Source organism: Streptomyces sp. NPDC050423 (assembly GCF_040655445.1).
Classification (GTDB): Bacteria; Actinomycetota; Actinomycetes; order Streptomycetales; family Streptomycetaceae; genus Streptomyces.
This window is the reverse complement of record NZ_JBFAJY010000071.1, coordinates 1-18,417: the sequence shown is the minus strand read 5'-3', so window position 1 is coordinate 18,417 and position 18,417 is coordinate 1. Positions and strand designations below refer to the sequence as shown.

The following is an 18,417-nucleotide window of genomic DNA, read 5'->3' as shown; positions in this document are numbered from 1 at the left end:
GGCTCCACACCTACAATCACCACCGCGGACACACCGCGCTCAAAGGCCAACCACCCGCCAGCCGCGTCCCCAACCTCACGGGTCAGTACAACTAGCGCCGCAGCCCGGTCAGGGGAACGTATACGAGTGTGACCGGGTTGAGCGGCCGGCAGAGCGTGACTCACGAACCGTCACTTGAGAGTGATTTGGGCGCTTCCCCACGCATCCCAGGCCGCTCCAACCGCATCCGCCGCGCCCATTTGTCTTCCAACTTCCCGGCAGGTAGCGCGAGGCCGGCCGTACGCCGGTGGGCTGTGGCGGCGAGCCGGGCGGTCTGGCAGCGGCCGCCGGATTATGGCTAACTGGCGAGTAGGCCAGTCGGGTTGGTGCGCGACGCGGACCGACGGCTTGGCTCTGCCCCAGTTCACGGCTCCGCACTCGGATCGGCGCACCCGGCGGATCGGCGCACCCGGCGGAACGGCGGAACGGCGGAACGGCGGAACGAAAATCTGCTGGTGTCTCAGGAATACGTCCATGGTTCGCCCGCCGTTCGCCCCGGCGGGCGAAGCTTTCGCAGACACGCGCCGACGTTCACTCTCCCCCGGAGGCCGCCTGATGACTATCGACACCGTGAGACCCGCCCAGGAATTCCGCATCAACCGGCGCCGGATGCTCCAGACGGCCGCTGTCGCCCTCGGCGCGATGGCTGTCGGCCCGGTCGCCGAAGCGGTCGGCGGGGCGGAGGCCGGTGCGGCCGAGTACGTCCTGCCCAAGGGCTTCAACGGTGACATCTCCGACCTGAAGCACGTGGTGATCCTGATGCAGGAGAACCGCTCCTTCGACCACTACCTCGGTCAGCTGCGCGGTGTGCGCGGGCACCACGACAAGCAGGTCCTGAGGTTCCAGGACGGCACCGACGTCTTCCAGCAGCGTGACGCCACCGGCGCCATCGTGACGCCCGCCGAATCCACCGCCACCTGGAGCGACAACCACAGCTTCTACGGTGCCAACGGCGGGCGGTGGGACACCTGGGTGAAGGACAAGGGCGAGCACTGCATGTGGTATTACACACCCGACTACATGCCGTGGATGTACTCGCTCGCCTCCCAGTACACCGTCTGCGACATGAACTTCTGCTCGCTGCACGGGCCGACCATCCCGAACCGCTACTACCTGATGACCGGTGCGGCGGGCGGCGAGACCAGCAACGCCAAGCAGAACGACTACAGCCGCCGCTGGACCACGGTCCCCGAGCAGCTCCAGCAGGCCGGCATCGACTGGCGGGTCTACTCCGACAACAGCGGCAACGGTGTCCGGGGCAGCCTCCAGAGCGGCTACGTCGGCGAGTACGGCTGCAACGTCACCAACAGCTTCGCCTCCTTCGACCCCCGCACGGCGGACGCGGCCGACCTCGAACCGGGCACCGGCAAGATCTGGAAGGCCAACTCCTTCGTCTACGAGGGTGCCACCACGCCCAACGACGACTCCGAGGCGAACCTCGACGCGGTGCTCCGCGACCTGATCGACGCCTGCGAGCCGGGGGCCGAGCATCCGCTGCCCGAGGTCTCCTGGGTGGTGATGCCCGCCGCGTGGAGCGAGCACCCGGGCTTCGACACGGTGCACGGCGAGCGCTACATGAACAAGGTGCTCAAGACGCTCCAGAGCAACGAGGACATCTGGAACCACACCCTGGTGATCATCACCTACGACGAGAACGACGGAAAGTTCGACCACGTCCTGCCCCCGCGCCCGGAGGCGGGCACGGCCGGTGAGTACTCCGGCACCACTCCGTACGGGTTCGGCCCCCGGGTGCCGATGCTGCTGGTCTCGCCGTGGACGCGAGGCGGCTACGTCGCGTCGGAGGTGTTCGACCACACCTCGACGGTGAAGTTCCTGGAGACCTGGGCATCCTCGCTGGGCAAGCCGTTCACCTGCCCGAACATCACCGAATGGCGCCGCTCCATCGCCGGCGACCTGACCAGCGCGATCGACTTCGCACACCCGCGACCGGGCCCGGTCGTCATCGCCGACCCGGTCACCGGGACCCCGCCGAAGCCGTCCCGGCACCGGATGAAGCCCCGCGGCCTCTCCTTCCACCCGCACACCACCGTCACCGAGAACCGCGCCACCGGCACGGTGACCGCGTCCATGACGCTGGCCGGCGGTCCGGCGGGCAAGGCGGTGAGCCTCCAGGTCTTCCCCGACCAGTACCTCCCGTTCGCCAACACCCCGTACACGGTGAGCGAGTCGGCCCCTCGCTCGTACACCTGGGACGCGAACGCGACCGATGGCAAGTACGCCTTCTCGCTCTACGGGCCCGACGGCTTCCTGCGCTCCTTCGCCGGACAGGTGATCCCCGAGAGCGAGAGCGAGAGCGAGAGCGGGAAGCGCATCGGCATTCCGCGCGTGGACGCGGATCTGGTCACGGGCAGGCGCGCGACGGTCAGGCTGAAGCTGCGCAACGACGGCCGGCATCCCGTCCGTTACACCTTGAAGGCCAACGACTACGCGGGCGGCACGCGGAAGTTCACCGTCCCCGGCGGTCACTCCACCGTCGTGCACTGGCCCACCGAGCACGGCTACTACGACGTGGTGCTCACCGCCGACACCGGCACCGGCTGGACCCAGCGGTACGCGGGCCGGGTGGCGACGGTCTGAGGAGACGGGCCCGGATCAGGTAAGGGTGTCGTAGACGGCCCAGCCCTTGCCGATCTGGGTCCGGGCGGCGAAGGGGGCGCCGGCAGTGCCGGTGCCCCGGTAGAGCCAGAGGACTCCATCGCGGTCGCGGGCGAGCAGATCGGCCTTGCCGTCGCCGGTCAGGTCGGTCCCGCCGACGAGCTGGGTGTACGCGTTCCAGCCGCTGCCGATGCGGGTGCGGGCGGTGAAGGGGGTGCTGGTGCTGCCGGTGCCGCGGTAGAGCCAGAGGACGCCGGTACTGTCGCGGGCGAGCAGGTCGGCCTTGCCGTCGCCGGTGAGGTCGCCCGGCCCGGCGAGCTGGGTGTAGGTGTTCCAGCCGCCCCCGACCTTGCTGCGGGCGGAGAAGGGCGCGCTGGTCTTACCGCTGGCCTTGTAGAGCCAGAGGACGCCGGCCTTGTCGCGGGCGACGAGATCGCCAGTGCCGTCGGCCTTGAGGGTGGAGAGCTTGGTGAGGGCGTTGTATGTGTTCCAGCCGCCGCCGATCCTGGCGCGTGCGGTGGGGTTGGCGGAGTAGCGGGAGTCGTCGGACTGGTACTGCCAGAGGGCTCCTGAACCGTCGCGGCCGTAGAACGCCGCCTGGTCGATGAACTCGAGGGTCTGGGGCTCCTGGCTGAGCTGGGTTCCGTCCGGGGCAAAGGTCTGGAAGGCGCCCTTGAGATATCCGATGGGCAGTCCCCGGACCGCCGTGACGCGCAGGTACTCGCTCCTCTTGACGGTGCCTGCCGCCCAGTTGTGCTCCGAGACGTCCAGGCGGAGGGAGCCGTCGGCGCCGATGGACCAAGGGCGTTCGGTGTACGTGACTCCGTCGCCGGAGTGCTGAATGTGCACGTCGCGGGCCAGCTGGGCGGCGGTGTACCCGCCCTTGGCGATCTGCTGTGCGGTGAACGTCAGCCGGGTGCGGGTGGAAGCCGGTGCAGGACTCAGCATGGGCGGGATTGATCGGTATGCGGTTGCCCGTGGCACCGTCGATGTAATAGGCGTTGATGTTGAGACCGGTCCCGACATGTCCGTCTGCCGTGACCCGCACGTGCAGCGAGCCAGGGGTGAGGGTGGCACCGGGGGTATGCCGTCGTGGTCGCTGTCCTCCTCGCCGAAGCGGAAGGTGGCCAGGGAGTCGGAGACGTAAACGGGCTCATGAGCCAGGACGGCCCCGCTGTCGTCGGTGACGGTCAGGTGGGCCGCGTTCTCAGTGTCCAGATCGAGCTCGACGAAGCTGTCGGCGGTGGGCGGCGTGGTGAGGGTGATGTCGATGTCCTCGGGGGTGCCGACCGTGTCGATGGTGCCCGAGGTGCGCAGAGTCATCGCGACAGCAGCGGCGTCGGCCGTGGTCAGCGGGGTGACGCCGAGAGCGGTGCCGAGGAGGACCGAGGCGAGCGCGGCACAGCGCCGCTTGTGAGTCGCATGATGAGCCTTTCAGGACCAGCCGCCGTATGTGATCAGGCGATGGAGAGAAAGTGTCTCCTCTGCGAGCCTGCCGGGAAAGGCCCTGGGGGCTACGCGGGTGCCGGCTTGGCTCAGAGGTATGTGTGGCCCGAGGCCGAACGGCCCGCCGCCGAACACGTCCACGACATCGACGACTGGCTCGCCGCCATCGCCTCCGGCCGCTGCGTCGACGTCACCCCTGAGGCCACCGCAGCTCAGTACCGGCCCTCCGGCATCACCTACCGCCCCCTACGTGACGCGGAGCCCGTCCCCGTCCACCTCATCTGGCGCCGACAGGACCCCCACCCCGCCGCCCGCGCCGCCGTCGCCATTGACCTCTACCGCACAGACCACCAAGCCCCGCGCCGCTCCCGCAGATGAGCGGCAGCCGCCTGCCGCTCAACGACCACGGCCGCGCTCCGCCTATCGGCAAACGATCGTTTGACGACAGCCGTCCGGCGGTGGACGGCGACCGGCTCAGGTCGAGCGCAGGCAGAAGGGGTGTCCGGCCGGGCTGGCGTAGACGCGGCTACCGGTGCGGGTTTCCGGGGTGATCTCGTCGGTGGGCCGCAGTCGGGTGGCGCCGGCGTCGGTGGCCGTGCGGTCGGCGGTTGCGAGGTCGTCGACGCCGAAGTCGAGGTGCATCTGCTGGGCGGTGCCGTCCGGCCAGTTCGGGGCCGTGTGTCCGGGGGCGGACTGGACGACGATCACCGGGAGGCCGGGGACCTGGACGAAGTGGTGGGTCGGCGTGGGGGTGAGGGAGCCGCCGAGCAGCCGGTGCCAGAAGGAGCTCTCCTTCTCGATGTCGGCGGCGTCGATGATCACGGAGGTGAGGGTGATGGGCATGGGGGTGTCCTGTTCGTGTTGCCGGTGGTTGCTCAGACTGTCGGGATGATGCCGCCGTCGACGCGGAACTGCGCTCCGGTGAGCCATTTCGCGCGGCCGGAAGCGAGGAAGGCGATCATCTCGGCGACGTCCTCGGGATCTCCGGGGCGGCCCATGGGGACTTTCAGGTGGTCCACGATCTGCTGCGTGACCTCGTCGGTGGTCAGGCCCTGCTTCTCTGCCATGTGTTTCAGGTGGGCGGTGGCGCCGTCGGTGACGACGAAGCCGGGAAGGACGCAGACCACGCGCACGCCGCGCTCGCCGACCTCGGTGGCCAGTTCGCGGCTGTAGGTGTTGAGCGCGGCCTTGGCGGCGGCGTAGGACGCCTCGGTGCGCTGAGGCAGTTGGCTGGCGATCGAGGAGACGTGCACGACGACGCCGGAGCCCCGCTCAACCATTCCCGGCACCAGGGCCCGGTCCAGGCGCACGGCGCTGAGGAGGTTCATCCCCAGATCCTCCTGCCAGGATTCGTCCGACCGGCTCAGGGTGGGCGCCGGGGCGCTCGCCGCGCCCGCGTTGTTCACGAGCACGTCCACTCCGCCCACCTGCTCGACGACCCGGCGGCCGAGTTCGGCCACACCCTGCTGCGTGGAGAGGTCCGCCGCGAGGAATGTGGCACCGCTGTTCTCCTCGGGCCGGCTGCGGGAGGCCGTCAGCACGGTCGCGCCCGCGGTGACGAAGCGGCGCACGGTCGCCGCGCCCAGGCCCCGGCTGCCGCCGGTGACCAGCACTCGCAGGCCAGCCAGGCCCTCGTCGGTGTTCGGCATGGGAAGTCTCCTCCGTAAGATGAACCTGACTCCGGAAACAGTACACGTAAGCGGAACCAGACTCACCTTATGGAGGTTCTCTTGCCGGCATCACGCCCGTTGCGCGCCGACGCGCGACGCAACCGCGAGGCGCTGCTGTCCGCGGCCCGCCAGGCGTTCCTCGGCGGCGAGACCGACGCGCACGTCGAGGACATCGCCCGCAGCGCCGGTGTCGCCGTCGGAACGCTCTACCGCCACTTCGAAACCCGCGAAGCGCTGATCGAGGAGGTCTACCGCAAAGAGGTCGACGACCTGTGCGCCGCGCCCGGCGCCCTGCTGGACCAGCACGCCCCGGAGGAGGCTCTGCGGCGCTTCCTGCTGCTGCTCGTGGACCACGCGGCGGTGGGCAAGGGGATGTCCAGTGTGCTGGAGAGCATCATGGCGACGGACTCGCCGGTCTTCGACGACGCACGCACCCGTATGGCAGGCGCCCTCTCCCTGCTGCTCGAAGCCGGCCGCGCGGCCGGCACCGTCCGCGACGACGTCACAGGCTCCACCCTGTTGCGCGCCCTGGGCGGCATCTGCGGAATGCGCGCCACGGAGGGCTGGTTGACCGAGGCCCGGCAGATCACCGCACTCCTCTTCGACGGCCTGCGACACGGCGCCCCGCAGTCACCCTGAGCCGGGGCCGTGCGCCGCCGACTAGGACCTGCCCCTCACCCCTGACCGTTCCCGTCGTCGTCCTCGTCCAGCTCCGGCGAGTCAGGGTCGCGCAGCGGGCGCAGGGCGCCGACGGCCGGGGTGGAAGCGGTGAAGCTGTAGCGGCCGAGCAGGTTGAGGTTGCGGTGCTTGAGCGGGGACAGACGGGCGATGTCCTCGTCCCGCAGTCATGGCCCTCGGCGCGAAGCTGGGCGACCGCGGCATCGATGTACTTCGTGGTCCAGAGCACGATGGCGTTGAGGACCAGGCCGAGCGCGCCGAGCTGGGCCTCCATCCCGTCGCGGTACGCCTGGTGAATCGTGCCGCGCTTGCCGTGGCACACGTCTCGGGCCAGCTTGTGGCGGGACTCCTGCATGGCGAGCTGCCGGTTCATCTGCCGGCGGTAGGTGTCGTCCACTGGGTCGACCACCCGCAGCAGGTGCTCGGTCCTGGCGATCCCTCCCGTACTCCGCGAACGCCGCCCCGAGCGGCGTCGGGCGGCCGTCGCGGCCGAACATCCGCAGCAGATCGTAGGCGCGGACCTGGTTGGTTACCAGGGAACCGGCGACCTTCAGCATGTCCGGCCAGTGCGTGATCACCTTGTTCAGATTGACGCGGTTGCGGGCCAGGTCCTCCACCGCGCCGTCGGTCTCGACGCCGGGCATGGTGGCCCGCCAGGACCGCTGGTCGTCCAGGTCGCGGAACCGCGGGCTGAAGTTGTAGCCGAGGATCTTGAACAGGCCGAACACCATGTCGGAGTACGAGGCGTTGTCGGTCGCCACCATCTCCGGCTTCACCCCGCCGTCCAGGTTCAGCAGCGCGCCCAGGATGTGCAGGGAGTCGCGCGGCGTGCCGGGCGCGACCATCTGCCCGATGCCCGCGACCTGGTCGTTCACGGCGTTGAGCCAGGTGATCCCCCGCTTGAACCCGAAGTACTTCGGCGACGGGGCGGCGCTGATGGTGCGCACCGGCACCTGGAAGCGCAACCCGTCCACGGAGGCCGGCATCCCGTCGCCCCAGTAGCGCACGATCGGGATGCCTGCCTGGGTGGAGCGGGTGAAGACGACGCATCACCGGGTCACCGTGACGAGCCGGACGAAGCGCCCTGGTGCGGGGTCCGCAGTCCGTCGATCAGTAGGGCGACCATGCGGTGGTTGTACTCGGGGCCTTCACCGGGTACGGGCATGCACAGGTTGGCGACGGCATACAGCAGGTCCCGTGCGCTGACGTCGGCGCGCACGGTTCCGTCGGCTGCGGCTGCGGCGAGCGGTGCCACCAGGACGGGAACGACCTTGTCCATGAAGTAGCCGGACAGCGCCTCGTAGGCCGGATCGCCGGAGTGGAGGGCCGGGACCAGTCCTCGTTTAGTCCCCAGGAGCTCGGTGTATCGACGCAGCCACTCGGAGAGTGCCTCTGCGGGCTCGTGGGCGGTGCTGAGCTGGGCTCCTGTTTCGGTGAGGGCGTCGATCCCGCTTTCCACCACGGCCTTGACCAGGTCCGAGCGCAGGGGGAAGTGCCGGTAGAGCGTCCCGACGCCGAGTCCGGCAAGGTCGGTGATCTCCTTTGCGGGTGCGTCGACACCGGTCGTGTCGAAGACCATCTTCGCGGCCTCGATCAGGGCGTCCACGTTGCGCTGGGCGTCCGCGCGCCTGCGTCGGGGCGGCCCTGGCGTCTCGGTCATGTTCCCTCCGATTGCATAACCGGAAACTCTTTCCGTATAGTTCCGGAAAGAGTTTCCGTTTAGTTGGAGCGTAGGGCATCCCACGGACGCACTCTTCACACACCTCAGGAGAACCCCCATGGAGTACCGCACTCTGGGCCGCACCGGCATCAAGGTCAGCCCCTACGCCCTCGGCACTCTGATGTACGCCACCCGCATGGGCAACGAGCCCGCGGAGTCGGCCCGCATCATCCACAAGGCACTGGACGCCGGCATCAACTTCCTCGACACCGCCGACACCTACGGCGACTCCGAGGAAGTCGTCGGCCAGGCCCTCAAGGGGCGCCGCGACGACGTCGTGCTGGCGACCAAGTTCGGCCTCCCGACGGGCGAGGGCCCCAACCACCGGGGGACCTCCCGGCGCTGGATCACGACCGCCGTCGAGAACTCCCTGCGGCGACTGCAGACGGACCACATCGACGTCTACCAGATCCAACGCCTCGACCCCACGACCGACATCGAGGAGACCCTCTCCGCGCTCACGGACCTGATCCGCAGCGGAAAGGTCCGCGCGATCGGCTCCTCCACCACCCCCGCCTCCGACATCGTCGAGGCCCAGTGGGTCGCAGAGCGCCGGAACCTGGAGCGCTTCCACACCGAGCAGCCGCCCTACTCCCTGCTCAACCGCGGCATCGAGCGCGAGGTCCTGCCTGTCGTCCAGCGCTACAACATGGGCGTCATGGCCTGGGGGCCGCTCGGCCAGGGCATGCTCACCGGCCGCGTGCGCAAGAACCAGGAGAACGACCTGAGCCGCGCGGGTTTCTTCAAGCACCTCAACGACGAGCGCCGCATCGACGTCGTCGAGCAGCTCATCCCCCTCGCCGAGGAAGCGGGCATGCCGATGACCCATCTGGCCATGGCCTTCACCATTGCCCACCCCGCAGTCACCAGCGCCCTCGCCGGAGCACGGACCATGGCGCACCTCGATGACCTCCTCGCCGGCCTCGACGTCCACCTCAGCGACGACCTCCTGGACCGGATCGACGCAATCGTCCCGCCCGGCACCGACGTCGGCGCCCTCGACCAGGACTACCTGCCGCTCGCTATCCAGAACGCGAACCTGCGCCGCCGCCCCGTCGGCGAACGCGCAGCCGCCTGACTACCTGCAACGCCCGGCACCAGACCACCGGAGATCAGGGTCGGGAGCAAAGGGGCCTGTTCTCATAAACGACCCTTTCTCGGAGCAAGATCAAGAACAGTCGGCGAAAGCGGTCCGGGTCGCGGATTCACTGTCACAACTCGTTCTCACTCAAAAATGGAACCAGGCAGGTTCTGGGAAATGTTTGTGACAGCTCCAGGGTCATGACGGAACCTCGGACCGCACCCACATCCGAAGCGGACGACGTCGAGCGCCACCCCTGCCCACGCTGTAACGCTCAGCCAGGCTCACCCTGCCGCTCACGCTTCGGCGCGGTCGCCGGCACCTACCACACCGGCCGCTTCACCAAGGTGCCCCGGCTCGCGAAACTCCTGCGCGTGCCCACCCCCGCCGACCGCGGCCCGGCCAGCCGTGGCGGCCCGGCACCCCGGCGCCTGCGCCGGCCGTGCCGGACACCCCGACCGCAGACATCCGCGCATCGGATACGCCCGCTGCTCGACCCTCACCCAGGAACTCCAGACGCAGCTCGACGCGCTCGCGGCCAAGCGCATCCCCCGGGACAAGATCTTCTCGGAGAAGATCAGCACCCGGGTGCGAGTCCGCCCTCAGTTCGAGGCCGCGCTCGCCGCTGCCCGGGAGATCAAGGCTCATGCCCCGCACTGCCGGGTGGTCTTCACCGTGTACGAGATGAAGCGCCTGGGGCGCGATGCTGCAGAGCTGACAGCCCTGGCCGACCACCTCACCGCCCACGGCCTGGTCCTGGAGATGCTTGCCGGACCTTTCCAGGGGATGTATGACCCCAGCGGTCCCGGGCGCCTCCTTTCCGGGTTCTTCGCCGCGATGGCCGAGACCGAGCGAGAGAGCATCCGCGAGGCCACCCTCGAAGGACTCGACGCCGCTGCCCGCAAGGGCAACCACGGCGGCCGGCCCCCGGTCATCACCGACGACATGCTGCACACCGTGCTCCGCCGCCGCGTGAACGCGAGACCGTCGAGGACATCCAGCCCGACTTACTCATCCCCACTGGCCACCGCAAGGGACAGAGCCCCAGCCTCTCCAGCATTTACCGGGCGCTCGCCGAGCATGAGAAGGCCCGGGCGTACCGGGAGGCCGTCGAGACCGCGCACGCCGACTTCGCCGCTCTCCAGCAGCGTGACCGCAGCCCCAAGTAGTTACTCAGGGCTACACGCCACCTGGCGGTAGCCATATGAGAACAGGGCCGTGGAGCAGGTGAAGGGCCGACCTACTGGCCGCTGGAGAACTGCGGGTCCTTCGCCTGGTTGTAGATCTCCTTGCCGGATGCGTCGTAGGCATGGACGTAGGGGTTCGGGCCCGCATAGTGCGGGTCGGAGGTGTCGCCGGACAGGGCTGCCGCGTAGACGAACGCGCCGCCTGCCATGACCGCCGGGTACTGCTTCGGGTCGTCGCCGTAACTGATCGCGATCCTGGCCACGTTGGACGCGTGGTGCCCGGCGCCCAGCATGAGGTACTTCCCCTTGCCGGCGGGCGAGCCGATGGAGTCGAAATACGCGATCGTGTGACCGGTGCCCCACAGGCGGTTGTTGATGAAGGTGGGCGGGGAGTCCGGGCTGTTGCCCTTGTCGCCCTTCGACTCGCACTGCACGTACTGGCCGGCGGAGTCGACGGCGACGACCACGCCGTCCGTGTCCTTCGTGGCGATGGGAGTGCGGACCGCGACCACCGAGTGGTACCGCGATGCGTCGGAGCCCAGGCAGGACGACAGGATCCTGGTGACGGTCCCCGCGTCGATCGGGGTCGTCTTCCCGCTGGTGATGGTGAAGGCGTCCGGAGTGGTGGTCACGGGGGCCTCGCCGGCTCCGCCCGACGTGGAGCCGTGTGTGGTCCCCGCACTCGGTGACGCGGCGGCGCCCGTCGGGTTTCCGGCGGGACCGGCGAGAACCGGCTCGGCGTCCCCCGCTCCGCCGAAGGCGGCCACGGCCGCGACGCTCACCGCCGCGACCCCTGCGGCGACACCCAGCGGTACGCCCCACCTGCGTTGCAGCGAAGCGCGGTTGTCCTCGGGATCGATGTTCATCAGTAGCTCCTCACGAGTCCGCCGGTGATTCGGCAGATCACGATCGGAAGGAGCCGCAGGAATGCCCTGCGTGTCATTCATCGTGCGACCTCCTTCGCGTGGACAGGGTTACTGGAACTGAATGACGCCGTAACCGTGGCTCCGTCGACGAGGTCGGCCCCCAGCCTCCGCCGTGCCCGGTGCAGTCTGGACTTCACGGTCCCGACCGCCACCCCCAGCGCGGCCGCGGCCGCCTGCTGATCCAGGCCCGACCACACGCAGAGCTCGACGACCTCGCGTTCGTGGCGCGGCAGCCGCGCCAGCGCCCGGTGGATCTCCGACATGCGACGCTCGTCGTCGACCATGACGACGACGTGGTCGGCGTGGTCGACGACGGACTCGTCATGCGAGACGAGCCGACGCAGCAACGCCTCGGCCCGCCTCAGCCGCCGCCTGGTGTTCGACAGCAGGTGGTCGGCGATGCCCAGCAACCACGGCAAGGCCGACTCGCGGTCCAGTACCGTCTCGGATCGTCGACGCCAGGCATGCAGGAAAACGGTCGACGTGAGGTCTTCTGCCTCGGACCAGTCGGCCGTCCGTCGGAACAGATGGTTGTAGACGGTCTTCCCATGACGGTCGAAGATCCGGCCGAACGCCTCCCGGTCGCCATCGACGGCCCTCGCCCACAGCTCCCGGTCGGATATCCCTCCGACCGGGACGGCGGGATCAGCGTCGTTCAGTTCCATGCCCTGTACGTGTCCGGCAACCGGCCCAAGGTTCCCGCTGAGCCAACTTCGTACTGACGGGGGCCTGCGGGCCCCGTCAGATCACTTCTTGCAGAGACCGTCCACGAAGCCCTGCCACGCGTCGGCCCCGACAACGAGGACGGGCCCGGAGGGGTTCTTGCTGTCGCGGACGGGGACGGAGGCGGCGCAGCCGGTGGCCACCTCGACGCACTCGCCGCCGGTGCTTCCGCTGTACGAGGACGTGCGCCAGGCGGCGCCGCCGGTGACGGTGCACTCGACGCACTCGCCGCCGTTCGTTCCGCTGTAAGTCGACTTCCGCCAGCGCGCTCCTGCCAGCTCACGGCCGGTCCCCATAGCGTTCCTCCATCACGTGAGTGATCAGCATCGCCGAGTCCTCGGGGGAGAGGGCTGTGGCTTGCAGTCGAGCGTAGCCGACCGAACGCTCTTTGATCACGGCGGGATTGGCGGTCATATGGCCTCGGTCGTAGCTGTCCACGTAGAAGAGATCCGGGTCGTCATCGAACCTCAGTAGAGTGAACGAACCCATCATCCCCGCGTGCTGACCGACAGTGAAGGGCAGCACCTGGATCTGAACCCAGGGGGCATGAAGGAAGTCCAACAAGTGCGCCAGTTGGCCTCGCATGACCTTGCGCCCCCCGACTTCCTGGAGCAACGCCGCCTCACTCAGGACGACGCATAACGCGGGCGGATTCTCCCGCTTCAGGATCCGTTGCCGGTCAAGCCTCGCGGCGGCCATCTCGTCGATCTTGTTCGGGTAGTCGACGCCGAGCAGCGCCCGCGCATAATTCTCGGTCTGCAACAGCCCATAGACCAACTGCGCCTGGTACGTCGAGATGTACGAAGCCTTCGCTTCCATGTCGGCGAAGGGCTGGAACCAGGTCGGCAGTTGGCTGCGCAGGACCAGGCCCATCAGGCGGGAGAACGTGCCGTCCGTACCGAGCGCCGCGTCGACCCGTTCCGAGAAGTCGCGGGTGGGTACCTTCTTCGTCGTCTCGATCTGGCCGATCAGCGAGCCCGTACAGAAGATGATCTCGCCCAACTGGGCCTGGTTCAGGCCGGCCGCTTCGCGCAGGCGGCGTAGTTCCCATCCGTAGTAGTCCAGGGGTGAGGCGCTGGGATCGAGAGTCTGGACGTTGGCCACGGCGGGACCTCCGATGTGCAACGCCTCGCGGCGTTCGGTTCCGTATGTAGCCGAGCGTAGTCACCTGCTCGCACGATGGTGACATGAATCACGAAAGCGTCCCCCGGACGGGGTTGCCCGAAGAGCCCGTCTACCGCGCCGACTTCGCCATGGGTGAGCACTCGGCTCGGCATCTGCGGCGCATCCTGCGGCTCTACCTCAACGGGTGGGGGCTGGCGGGCGTGGCCGACTCCGCGGAGCTCGCGCTGACCGAGCTGATCGCCAACGTCGTCCGGCATGTCCCCGGCCGCCGTTGCCAGACCTTCATCTTCCGGCTCCCGGGTGGCGACGGCGTACGCGTCGAAGTGGCGGACGGCTGCCCGAGGTTGCCCCGCGTCGTCGAGGGCGACGTGCTCGACGAGGGTGGGCGGGGGCTGCTTCTGGTGGGGGCCGTCACGGACAAGTGGGGCGTGGAGGTACGGCGCGACGGCGGCGGCAAGGCGGTGTGGTTCGAGTGCCTGGCCGCCGCCGGCCCGGTTACGCCGTCAGCTCCGCCAGCACCGCGTCCGTGAACGGCGGCCACACCTCGGCCGCCCACGGGCCGAAGGGCCGGTCGGTGAGCGCCACGCAGGCTGCGCCCGCCACCGGGTCGATCCAGAGGAACGTGCCCGACTGGCCGAAGTGCCCGAACGTCGCGGGGGAGGACGAAGAGCCCGTCCAGTGCGGCGACTTGTGGTCGCGGATCTCGAAGCCGAGGCCCCAGTCGTTGGGGTTCTGGTGGCCGTAGCCCGGCAGGACCCCCTTCAGCCCGGGGTGGACGACGCTCTGCGCCTCCAGCACCGTGCGCGGGTCGAGGAGGCGCGGGGCCTGGACCTCGGCCGCGAACCGCAGCAGGTCGTCGACGGTGGAGACGCCGTCGCGGGCGGGGGAGCCGTCCATCGTGGTCGCGGTCATCCCCAGCGGCTCCAGCACCGCCTGGCGGAGGTACTCCGGGAACGGGATGCCGGTGGTCTTGGCGATGTGGTCGCCGAGCACCTCGAAGCCCGCGTTGGAGTACAGCCGCCGGGTGCCGGGCGGGGCCGTCACCCGGTGCTCGTCGAACGCGAGGCCGCTGGTGTGGGCGAGCAGGTGCCGGACCGTGGATCCCTCGGGCCCGGCCGGCTCGTCCAGCTCGACCGCGCCCTCCTCGTACGCCACCAGCGCCGCGTAGGCGGCGAGCGGCTTGGTGACGGAGGCGAGCGGGAAGCGGTGCGCGGTGGGACCGTGCCGGCCGAGGACGGTGCCGTCCGCTCGTACGACGGCTGCCGCCGCGGTGGGGACGGGCCAGTTCTCGATCATCGCCAGGTTCTGCATACGTGAGAGATTAGTGCCCTTCCGGCTGCTCACAGAGTGCGCAGGCCCCGGTCGGTGAAGGCGATCAGCCACTCAAGACTCTCGTCGATGCCGGTGCTCCACCGGAAGCCTCCGCCCGACTCCAGTGTGGCGAACCCGTGGAAGAGGCTGCGCAGCATGCGCAGGGCATGGTTCATGTCCGGTTCCGTGATCCCGTAGCCGCGCAGGACCGCCGAGAACGCGTCGAGCAGCCGCTGCCCGGCGCAGGCCAGCGGATCGTCCGGGCCGGACGCTTCCACGCCGATCGTCGCGGCGTACCGGCCGGGGTGCTCCACCACGTACGCGCGGAAGGCGTGTGCGGCGGCCGCCAGGGCGTCGCGGCCCGCGCACCCCTGGATCGCGCCGCCGACGGCGTCGGCCGCCTGGCTCAACGCCAGGACCGCGATGCGGCGGTTGAGGTCTTCCTGGCCGCTCACGTGCTTGTACAGGGAGGGGGTGCGTACGCCCACTCGCTGGGCCAGCGCCCCCATCGTCAGGTTGCCCAGGCCCACCTCGTCGGCGAGGGCCGCACCGGCCGCGACCACGGCCGCCGGGTCCAGGCCGGCCCTAGGCACGGGCGGCGTCCGAACCGAGGAAGGAGAGCATGAGGGAAACGACCTGGTCGGGGAACTGGTCGTGCGGGTAGTGCCCGGCGCCCTCGATCATCTCCAGGCGGCCGAGACCGGACGGCAGGTCGTCGATGACCGCCGAACCCTCGGCGTGCGGGTCGGCCCAGTCGGGGTCGAGCGTGCCCATCACGACCAGAACCGGGCAGCGGACGTTGCCGAGTTGCGCACCGGCGTCGGTCGGGGCACTGCGGCCCATGCCCTGCAGGGCCTTCATCCGGCCGGGCTCGCGCAGCAGGGAGTCGATGCGGCCGAGCCGCTCGTCCCAGTCGGCCGGCCTCACTCCGGGGTAGGCCACGTCGAGGTACGAGCGCCAGAGCGGCACGCTGCCGAGCACGCCCGCGCCGAGCAGGCGCAGCATGCCCTGCCGGAAGCGCTTCACCCGCAGGTCGCCGAGGCGGATCGACTGCTTGCGGGTGAACGGCGCCAACTCGACGACCGCGGTGACCAGTGAGGGTTCCCGCGCCGCGGCGATGGTGGCGGCGCCGCCGGAGATCGAGTGCCCGACGAGCACGGCCGGGCCGCCGAGGTGGCGGATCACCGCGAGCAGATCGCCGGCGATGGCGGTGCGGCTCCAGTCCGGCCAGGCGGTGCTGGACTCGCCGCAGCCGCGCAGGTCGACCGCGGCGACCCGATAGCCGGCCGCCGCGAGCGAAGGGGCCAGGGTGCGGTACGCGGCGCGGCTGTCACCCATGCCGTGCGCGAGAACGACCAGCGGACCGGAGCCCGTCACCTCGTAAGCGACCGTGCCACCGTCGACAGCAAGGTATTCGGTCATGACACCCTCCAGGGCTAATGTTGTTAGCTAAAAGCTATCAACGTTAGCCTTGGGGGTCAATGACCGAAACTCGCATCCGGCGGCGCTTGCTTGGAGTGCACTCCAGGGTTCTAGCGTGGAGCGCATGACGGTGACGGAGACTGAGATCACTTCGCCCGGGGTGGACGCCTGCGCATCGGCCCCCCGGGCGCATCCGCGCCCCGAGGGGCAGGACCAGTACACGATCAGCGAGGTGGTCGCCTTCACCGGGCTCACCGCACACACGCTGCGCTGGTACGAGCGGATCGGGCTGATGCCGCACGTCGACCGTTCGCACACCGGTCAGCGCCGCTTCACCAACCGTGACCTGGACTGGCTTTCCTTCGTCGGCAAGCTGCGGCTGACCGGGATGCCGGTCGCCCACATGGTCCGTTACGCGGAGCTGCTGCGCGAGGGCGACCACACCTTCGAGGAGCGGCGGGAACTGCTGGAGGCGACCCGCCGCGACGTGAGGACGCGGATCGCGGAGCTCCACGACACCCTGGCCGTCCTCGACCACAAGATCGACTTCTATGCGGGCGCCCGACGGGCGCCGGAGAGGCCCAGTGCCTGATGACTGACAACAAGATCGCCACCGTGGAGCTCGGCAGGGGCGGCCCGCAGACCGGTGTCCAGGGCCTCGGCTGCATGGGCATGAGCGAGTTCTACGGGGACACCGACCAGGCCTCGGCACGCGAGACGCTGGAGACGGCCCTCTCCGTGGGCGTCACGCTCTTCGACACCGCCGACATCTACGGCAGCGGCGCCAACGAGACGTTCATCGCGCCGTTCGTCGGCGCGCACCGGGACGAGATCACCCTCGCCACGAAATTCGCCATCGAGCGCCGGGACGACGACCCGCACTACCGGGGCATCCGGAACGACCCCGCGTACATCCGGCAGGCCGTCGAGCACAGCCTGCGCCGACTGAACACCGATGTCATCGACCTCTACTACATGCACCGCCGCGACCCGGCCGTGCCGCTGGCCGAGTCCGTCGGCGCGATGGCCGAACTGGTGCGGCAGGGCAAGGTCAAGCAGCTCGGGCTGAGCGAGGTGACCGGTGCGGAACTGCGCGAGGCGCACGCCGTGCACCCGATCGCCGCCCTCCAGTCCGAGTGGTCGCTCTTCAGCCGCGACGTCGAGCTCAGCGCGGTATCCGCCGCCGTGGAGCTCGGAGTGACCGTCGTGCCGTACTCGCCGCTCGGCCGGGGCTTCCTGACCGGGGCGTTCGCGGACGCCGGCAAGGACCTGGCGAAGAACGACTTCCGGCAGTTCCAGCCGCGCTTCACCGGCGACAACGCGAAGACGAACGCCGCGCTGCTGGAGCCGGTCCACAAGATCGCAGCCGCCCACGGGGCGACCGCCGCCCAGGTGGCGCTGGCCTGGGTCCAGCAGCGCGCCCAGGTGCACGGCCTGACCGTGGTGCCGATCCCGGGCACCCGCAGGAGCAGCCGCCTGCTGGAGAACGTCGGCGCCACCCGGATCACGCTGACGCCCGAGGAGCTGGCCCTGCTGGAGCCGATCGCCGGCCGGGTCGCGGGGGACCGCTACCCGGACATGAGCTCGACGTCGGCCGCGCGCGAGTAGCGGGTCCCCGTCGGCGGTCAGTCCGTGGCAATCCCGCCTCGAATGTCCCGTTCGTCCCGATAGTGAGTGGCCGGGTTAGGGTCGCGCCATGCGTACGATGCCGTCGGCCGAGATGGTCAGCCTGATCTCATTCCTGGCTGTTCTGCTGATTTTCTTCAGTATTGACGTGCGATCAAGGGATTCCGGGGCGTCGAAGCCGTGGCACGCGCGCCTTTTCGAATGGGCCTCACGAGTCGGTGGAATCGCCACCGCTCTGGCCCTGACGCTGGGCTGGGTGGACCTCTTCCTTCCGGACGAGAGCAGCACGATCCATGTGGCGTTCGTGGCCGTGCCCGGATCCGTCGCGGTGCTGTGCGCGATTGTGCTGGGCCTGGAAATGCTCTGGCAGCAATGGGAATCACCGTAGACGGACAGCGGCAACGGCCTCCGGCAGGCCCGGGGCGAGCGCGAGCAGCGGGCCTCCGCCTGCCGGTCAGCCCTTGGCGGCGCCGAGGACGACCAGCAGCAGCGCGCTGACGTTGCCGCGCTCGGGCGGGATCAGACGCAGGCGAGGCTCGCCGCGCCCGTCACCAGCCAGACGGAGACCAGGGTCCGCCTGTTGCTCGCGCAGGGCGAGCGCGAGCAGCGGGAAGAGGTGGCCGATCAGGGTGGGCGGCGGCCACGGGGATGACCCACCCCGGCTCGTACGGGACAGGCCGCCGCTAGGGCCTGTATTGGGTTGTCCCGCGGCGTCACGGGGCTGGGCACGCCCGCTCGCAGCGTTGCCGGAGCGCCCTGGTAGCTCCGCTACAAGGGCGCTCCGGCGCCTTGCGATCGCACGCACCCAGCCCCGCTCCTTCTTCCGCGTGACAACCCAATACAGGCC

Annotated in this window: 20 protein-coding genes and 2 pseudogenes; 9 read left to right on the top strand and 13 right to left on the bottom strand. The window is 69.5% G+C overall.

Translation table 11 applies throughout. The features are described 5' to 3' along the window. The first annotated feature begins 594 nt into the window (after positions 1-594). Positions 595-2,637: an alkaline phosphatase family protein gene (locus AB0I52_RS31975; RefSeq protein ID WP_363078544.1), complete on the top strand. Its 2,043-nt coding sequence runs from the start codon at positions 595-597 to the stop codon at positions 2,635-2,637. Between the two features lie 15 nt (positions 2,638-2,652). Here the strand turns inward: AB0I52_RS31975 and AB0I52_RS31970 are convergent, their stop codons facing one another. Next, positions 2,653-3,978, bottom strand: coding sequence for a VCBS repeat-containing protein (locus AB0I52_RS31970; protein WP_363078542.1), 1,326 nt, complete (start codon positions 3,976-3,978; stop codon positions 2,653-2,655). Between the two features lie 222 nt (positions 3,979-4,200). On the opposite strand from AB0I52_RS31970, the pseudogene AB0I52_RS31965 reads away from it, so the two are divergent. Further along, positions 4,201-4,479, top strand: a pseudogene (locus AB0I52_RS31965) (LysR family transcriptional regulator); the annotation flags it as partial. A gap of 96 nt (positions 4,480-4,575) precedes the next feature. Here the strand turns inward: AB0I52_RS31965 and AB0I52_RS31960 are convergent. Beyond that, positions 4,576-4,944, bottom strand: coding sequence for a VOC family protein (locus AB0I52_RS31960; RefSeq protein ID WP_363078540.1), 369 nt, complete (start codon positions 4,942-4,944; stop codon positions 4,576-4,578). A gap of 32 nt (positions 4,945-4,976) precedes the next feature. After that, positions 4,977-5,750 (bottom strand): oxidoreductase, encoded by a 774-nt coding sequence (locus tag AB0I52_RS31955; RefSeq protein WP_363078538.1) that lies wholly within the window; start codon positions 5,748-5,750, stop codon positions 4,977-4,979. An 81-nt stretch (positions 5,751-5,831) separates the two neighbouring features. Between AB0I52_RS31955 and AB0I52_RS31950 the strand changes: the two genes are divergently transcribed. Beyond that, positions 5,832-6,410, top strand: coding sequence for a TetR/AcrR family transcriptional regulator (locus AB0I52_RS31950; protein WP_363078536.1), 579 nt, complete (start codon positions 5,832-5,834; stop codon positions 6,408-6,410). A gap of 35 nt (positions 6,411-6,445) precedes the next feature. On the opposite strand, the pseudogene AB0I52_RS31945 reads toward AB0I52_RS31950, so the two are convergent. Further along, positions 6,446-7,474, bottom strand: a pseudogene (locus tag AB0I52_RS31945) (transposase); the annotation flags it as partial. Positions 7,475-7,506: 32 nt separating this feature from the next. After that, positions 7,507-8,109 (bottom strand): TetR/AcrR family transcriptional regulator, encoded by a 603-nt coding sequence (locus AB0I52_RS31940; protein WP_363078534.1) that lies wholly within the window; start codon positions 8,107-8,109, stop codon positions 7,507-7,509. A 118-nt stretch (positions 8,110-8,227) separates the two neighbouring features. Here AB0I52_RS31940 and AB0I52_RS31935 point away from each other — a divergent pair, with 118 nt between their 5' ends. Together AB0I52_RS31935 and AB0I52_RS31930 are read left to right on the top strand one after the other, a co-directional pair. Beyond that, a complete protein-coding gene (locus AB0I52_RS31935; RefSeq protein WP_363078532.1) occupies positions 8,228-9,247 on the top strand; it encodes an aldo/keto reductase in 1,020 nt (339 codons plus the stop codon). A 411-nt stretch (positions 9,248-9,658) separates the two neighbouring features. Then, positions 9,659-10,450: a recombinase family protein gene (locus AB0I52_RS31930; RefSeq protein WP_363078530.1), complete on the top strand. Its 792-nt coding sequence runs from the start codon at positions 9,659-9,661 to the stop codon at positions 10,448-10,450. Between the two features lie 40 nt (positions 10,451-10,490). Here the strand turns inward: AB0I52_RS31930 and AB0I52_RS31925 are convergent, their stop codons facing one another. The 4 genes from AB0I52_RS31925 to AB0I52_RS31910 form a co-directional block, all read right to left on the bottom strand. After that, on the bottom strand, positions 10,491-11,303 hold the full coding sequence (locus AB0I52_RS31925) for a hypothetical protein (RefSeq protein WP_363078528.1): 813 nt from the start codon (positions 11,301-11,303) through the stop codon (positions 10,491-10,493). 77 nt (positions 11,304-11,380) lie between these two features. Continuing rightward, on the bottom strand, positions 11,381-12,028 hold the full coding sequence (locus AB0I52_RS31920) for an RNA polymerase sigma factor (RefSeq protein WP_363078526.1): 648 nt from the start codon (positions 12,026-12,028) through the stop codon (positions 11,381-11,383). Between the two features lie 81 nt (positions 12,029-12,109). After that, positions 12,110-12,382, bottom strand: coding sequence for a DUF397 domain-containing protein (locus AB0I52_RS31915; RefSeq protein WP_363078524.1), 273 nt, complete (start codon positions 12,380-12,382; stop codon positions 12,110-12,112). After that, positions 12,366-13,190 (bottom strand): helix-turn-helix transcriptional regulator, encoded by an 825-nt coding sequence (locus AB0I52_RS31910; protein ID WP_363078522.1) that lies wholly within the window; start codon positions 13,188-13,190, stop codon positions 12,366-12,368. The genes AB0I52_RS31915 and AB0I52_RS31910 overlap by 17 nt, the downstream gene beginning before the upstream one ends. A gap of 83 nt (positions 13,191-13,273) precedes the next feature. Here AB0I52_RS31910 and AB0I52_RS31905 point away from each other — a divergent pair, with 83 nt between their 5' ends. After that, positions 13,274-13,741, top strand: coding sequence for an ATP-binding protein (locus AB0I52_RS31905; protein ID WP_363078520.1), 468 nt, complete (start codon positions 13,274-13,276; stop codon positions 13,739-13,741). On the opposite strand, the gene AB0I52_RS31900 is transcribed toward AB0I52_RS31905, so the two are convergent. From AB0I52_RS31900 to AB0I52_RS31890, 3 genes are read right to left on the bottom strand one after another with little or no spacing between them, the layout of a single operon-like run. Next, positions 13,707-14,522, bottom strand: coding sequence for a serine hydrolase domain-containing protein (locus AB0I52_RS31900; protein ID WP_363078518.1), 816 nt, complete (start codon positions 14,520-14,522; stop codon positions 13,707-13,709). The two genes, AB0I52_RS31905 and AB0I52_RS31900, sit on opposite strands and share 35 nt — an antisense overlap. Before the next feature lie 29 nt (positions 14,523-14,551). Then, the gene (locus AB0I52_RS31895; protein ID WP_363078546.1) at positions 14,552-15,085 is read right to left on the bottom strand and encodes a TetR/AcrR family transcriptional regulator; all 534 of its coding nucleotides are present in this window, start codon (positions 15,083-15,085) and stop codon (positions 14,552-14,554) included. 22 nt (positions 15,086-15,107) lie between these two features. After that, entirely contained in the window at positions 15,108-15,944 is an 837-nt protein-coding gene (locus AB0I52_RS31890; protein WP_363078516.1) for an alpha/beta hydrolase, read from the bottom strand. 124 nt (positions 15,945-16,068) lie between these two features. Here AB0I52_RS31890 and AB0I52_RS31885 point away from each other — a divergent pair, with 124 nt between their 5' ends. The 3 genes from AB0I52_RS31885 to AB0I52_RS31875 all read left to right on the top strand — a co-directional run bounded on the left by AB0I52_RS31885 (position 16,069) and on the right by AB0I52_RS31875 (position 17,958). Then, positions 16,069-16,536, top strand: coding sequence for a MerR family transcriptional regulator (locus AB0I52_RS31885; RefSeq protein WP_363078514.1), 468 nt, complete (start codon positions 16,069-16,071; stop codon positions 16,534-16,536). Then, positions 16,536-17,552, top strand: coding sequence for an aldo/keto reductase (locus AB0I52_RS31880; protein WP_363078512.1), 1,017 nt, complete (start codon positions 16,536-16,538; stop codon positions 17,550-17,552). Before AB0I52_RS31885 ends, AB0I52_RS31880 begins: the two co-directional genes overlap by 1 nt. A gap of 88 nt (positions 17,553-17,640) precedes the next feature. After that, complete coding sequence (locus AB0I52_RS31875) at positions 17,641-17,958, top strand: hypothetical protein (RefSeq protein WP_363078510.1); 318 nt, start codon at positions 17,641-17,643, stop codon at positions 17,956-17,958. Positions 17,959-18,024: 66 nt separating this feature from the next. On the opposite strand, the gene AB0I52_RS31870 is transcribed toward AB0I52_RS31875, so the two are convergent. Next, a complete protein-coding gene (locus AB0I52_RS31870) occupies positions 18,025-18,375 on the bottom strand; it encodes a hypothetical protein (protein WP_363078508.1) in 351 nt (116 codons plus the stop codon). Positions 18,376-18,417: the final 42 nt, after the last annotated feature.